Raw genomic sequence first — 3,834 nt, 5'->3', positions numbered from 1 at the left:
TTTATCATGCTCACCAGTGGACTACAAATTTACAACGCCAACCCTGTTTTTGGTGGACGTGCAGGTTTGCACATTCCGCCGATATTTACTTTAGGAGGTTGGCTTGCAGGAGGTAGACACTGGCATTTTGCAGCAATGTGGCTATTCTCGCTGAATCTGTTGTGGTATGGAATTTACGTTTTAATTACCCGGCGCTGGCGACATCGGTTTGTCGGTGCTAATGACTTCAAAGCATTACAAAAAAGTCAAAATTCCCAACGTCTAATTTATGCTTGGCATCGGATTGCTTATACAGCAATTATTCCTATCTTGCTGCTGGCATTATTTACAGGAATAGGAATGTATAAACCGGCTCAATTTCCTGGGATTGTGGATTTCTTTGGCAGTTGGCAAGCATTGCGAATTGTTCACTTTGCCTCAGTGCCGATGGTCATCTTATTTGTAGTGATTCACTATCGATTAGGACAGAAAGCTGGTGGTACTGAATTAACAGAATCAATGTTTTAATCGACAATCCTTTTTTAAATAAAAAAATGAACTTTTTTGATAAATTGAATGGGAATATCTTACGTAATCAAAGCTTACTATTTGTAGGACTAGATCCCAATCCAGAGATGATGCCTGTACGTTACGAATCTGAAGAACTCATCGCTGGTTTGGAAAAGTGGTTACAATTCATTATTGCGGAAACTTCTGATTTCGTTTGTGCTTATAAACCGACACTTGGTTTCTACGAAGCGTTAGGTATTCCTGGTTTAGAACTGCTGTACAAAATTTTAGCAGCTATCCCAGCCCATATCCCAGTTATTTTAGATGCCAAACACAGCGACTTAAATACTAGTACCATCTTTGCCCGGACTGTGTTTACAGAATGGCAAGTAGATGCAATCACTCTCAGCCCTTATACAGGACAAGATCATGTCGCACCTTTTTTAGTCTATCAGGGTAAAGCGGTGTTTATTTTATGCTGTACTTCTAATCGAGGTGCAGAAGCTATACAGCAATATCCTACAAACGAATCACCTCTTTATTTACAGGTAGTAAAAGAATCAAAAACTTGGGGAACTCCAGAACAACTGGGTTTGGAAGTAGGAACTACAAATCCTGAAGTTTTAGCACTTATTCGAGCAGTTGCACCCGAACGAATTATTATGGCGCGTAGCATCTGGGGGGAGGGTCAAAATTTAAAGCAAATTTTAGAAGCTGGCTTGAATACTAACGGTGATGGTTTGCTGATTCCTGTTCCTCAAGATATGTTGGGAAACACACAATTATCTGAGGAAGTCCAATCTCTACGCGCAGAAATTAATCAAGTAAAAACTGAAATTATTTATGAAAACTCTACTTGTTCTGTGTGGTTTCCTGATGTATGTTTACTAAATCAGCATCCCCACCAAGATTTGATTTTACAACTTTATGACATTGACTGTATTATGTTTGGCAGCTTTGTCCAAGCATCAGGAGCGATATTTCCTTATTACGTTGACTTACGCAAAATTATTTCCAATCCCCAAGTTTTTAATCAAGTTCTCACAGCCTATGAGGATATTTTGAAAAACCTCAATTTTGATAGGTTAGCAGGTATTCCCTACGGTTCTTTACCTACTGCAACTGGTTTAGCTTTGCGCCTTCATTGTCCAATGATTTTCCCGCGTAAAGAAGTGAAAGCACACGGAACTCGGAGAGTAATTGAGGGTAATTTTCATCCTGGTGAAACAGTTGTGGTGGTTGATGATATTCTCATCAGTGGTAAAAGTGTCATGGAAGGGGCAGGAAAATTGGAATCAGCAGGATTAAAGGTTAATGATATTGTGGTATTTATCGATCATGAACAGGGGGTGAAAGATAGGTTACAGCAAAATGGTTATCGCAGTCATGCAGTTTTAACTATTTCGGAAATTACTAATACTCTCTATCAAGCAGGGCGAATAAATGAGGAGCAATTTTTAGCTTTTGCTGAAAGTTAGTAATAGGAAATGGGCAATAGGAGAAGATTTTGATTATCTACTTCTCCTTAAGCATATTTAATTCCCAGGCTGAATCTAGTAGTCTGTCAAGAAATAATTGACGAATAAATTTTCTGTAGAGACGGCGATTTATCGCGTCTCTCCAACCGTCACACTATTAACTAGAATAATTTGGATTTTTAAATTAATTATGAATTTCTCACTGAATCAACTACTTAGATGGTTAATTTTTACGCTGCTATTCCCTCTAGTGTTTCTCAATGGTTGGCTAGTACTTTTACTGGTTAAAAATTTTCAACCTGTCGTAACAATTCTTGTGCTGGCTACTTTACTTGCATTTGTTTTAAACTATCCTGTTTCGATTCTCCAACAGGGGGGAGTTAAACGCAGTTATGCAGTAGCGTTAGTTTTTATATTAGCATTGGTAATTGTTGTTGCTCTAGGTATTACTTTAGTACCCATTGTTTTGGAGCAATTTAATGAGATGGTTAAAGTTTTTCCTCAATGGATTGATTCTAGCGAAGAAAAACTTAAAATCGTAAATGATTGGTTTTTTAGGCACAATTTAAATGTGAATCTAAGTCAGTTGTTAACACAAATAACTAACAAGTTACCTAATGAATTAGAGTTTGTTTCAGATAAACTTTTAAGTATTATTATAGATACTATTGATAGTGTTTCTGAGTCATTAATCACAGTAGTATTGACTTTTTACCTGTTGTTAGACGGCCCAAGAATTTGGCAGGGAATATTTAAGAAGTTACCGGGAAATTTTGCCCAGAAGGTAAGCCAGTCTATTCAGCAAAACTTCCAAAATTACTTGATTGGTCAGATAACTTTGGCTTTTATGATGGGTGTTTCAGTAACATTATTGTTTTTAGGTTTTCAAGTCCAGTTTGGTTTACTCTTCGGTTTGGGAGTTGGGGTTTTGAGCTTAATTCCCTTTGGTGATGTCGTCAGTCTGATTGTAATCACTTTTATCATAGCTACACACGACTTTTGGCTAGCAGTGAAGGTTTTGGCGGTAGCTGTAGTCATCGATCAGTTAATTGATCAGGCGATCGCACCCCGCTTGTTAGGTAAATTTACTGGCATCAGGCCAATATGGGTGTTAATTGCTTTGCTTGTCGGCACTAATGTTGGCGGAGTGTTGGGTTTACTAGTCGCAGTACCTGTAGCTGGTTTTATCAAAGATGTGGCAGATGGTTTTTCTAAATCTGGGGATTCTGATAATGTCGTTGGAAGTGAAGAAATATCAGAATTATTGCCAGAGAAATCAATATCGCCATGATTTGTGTCCTTGTTACCCAATATTTTAAGCTTGCCGCGCTACTCCAGATTTTTGGCGCTAACCCAAGCGTATTGACTTATAGGCTTAGGGTAAATTCTTGAGTTAATAAAAATCTGACTTTTCACATCCTATAGAAAAGCTAATGCTAAACCTAATCCCTGAGCAAGCTTGCTTACTAGGGAATAGAAGCGAGGTTTTCTAGATAAGAATGAAAAGTCAGATATTGAAATGAGTGAAAAAAAGATTGTGTCTAGTCTTACCGCCAAGTAGAATTAATGCTCAGTTCGCTTGGGACTAAGCTTAATAAATAGGCACAGAGATTAACCACGACCCCAGTCGCGATCGCGTTCATAGCGAAAACGAATGTTGCGAAGGTTATTTTCACGCTCATAGCGGCGATTATTGTCGCGGTCGTAACGACGATTATTGTCGCGGTCGTAACGACGATTATTGTCGCGGTCATAGCGGCGATTATTGTCGCGGTCATAGCGGCGATTATTGTCGCGGTCATAACGGCGATTATTATCGCGGTTATAACGGCGATCGTTATCGCGGTTATAACGGCGATCGTTATCG

4 protein-coding genes are annotated in these 3,834 nt (G+C 38.7%); 3 read left to right on the top strand and 1 reads right to left on the bottom strand.

Features of this window, described 5'->3' with window-relative positions; translation table 11 throughout:
- From HWQ37_RS31375 to HWQ37_RS31365, 3 genes are all read left to right on the top strand, one after another.
- On the top strand, window positions 1–507 hold a 507-nt coding region (locus tag HWQ37_RS31375), incomplete at its 5' end, for a cytochrome b/b6 domain-containing protein (RefSeq protein ID WP_292754676.1).
- Window positions 508–533: 26 nt separating this feature from the next.
- Window positions 534–1,967, top strand: a complete 1,434-nt coding sequence (locus HWQ37_RS31370) for a bifunctional orotidine-5'-phosphate decarboxylase/orotate phosphoribosyltransferase (protein ID WP_292754674.1) — start codon at window positions 534–536, stop codon at window positions 1,965–1,967.
- 190 nt (window positions 1,968–2,157) lie between these two features.
- Complete coding sequence (locus HWQ37_RS31365; RefSeq protein WP_292754672.1) at window positions 2,158–3,258, top strand: AI-2E family transporter; 1,101 nt, start codon at window positions 2,158–2,160, stop codon at window positions 3,256–3,258.
- Window positions 3,259–3,578: 320 nt separating this feature from the next.
- On the opposite strand, the gene HWQ37_RS31360 is transcribed toward HWQ37_RS31365, so the two are convergent.
- A partial coding sequence (locus tag HWQ37_RS31360; RefSeq protein ID WP_292754669.1) for a hypothetical protein occupies window positions 3,579–3,834 on the bottom strand: 256 nt, incomplete at its 5' end.

Source organism: Nostoc sp. NMS4 (assembly GCF_017115095.1).
Lineage (GTDB): Bacteria > Cyanobacteriota > Cyanobacteriia > Cyanobacteriales > Nostocaceae > Nostoc.
This window is presented reverse-complemented; position numbering and strand designations above follow the sequence as displayed.

Excerpts from the sequence above, each read along its gene's own strand:
- HWQ37_RS31370 (WP_292754674.1), top strand. The coding sequence starts at position 534 with ATGAACTTTTTTGATAAATTGAATGGGAATATCTTACGTAATCAAAGC.
- HWQ37_RS31365 (WP_292754672.1), top strand. The coding sequence starts at position 2,158 with ATGAATTTCTCACTGAATCAACTACTTAGATGGTTAATTTTTACGCTG.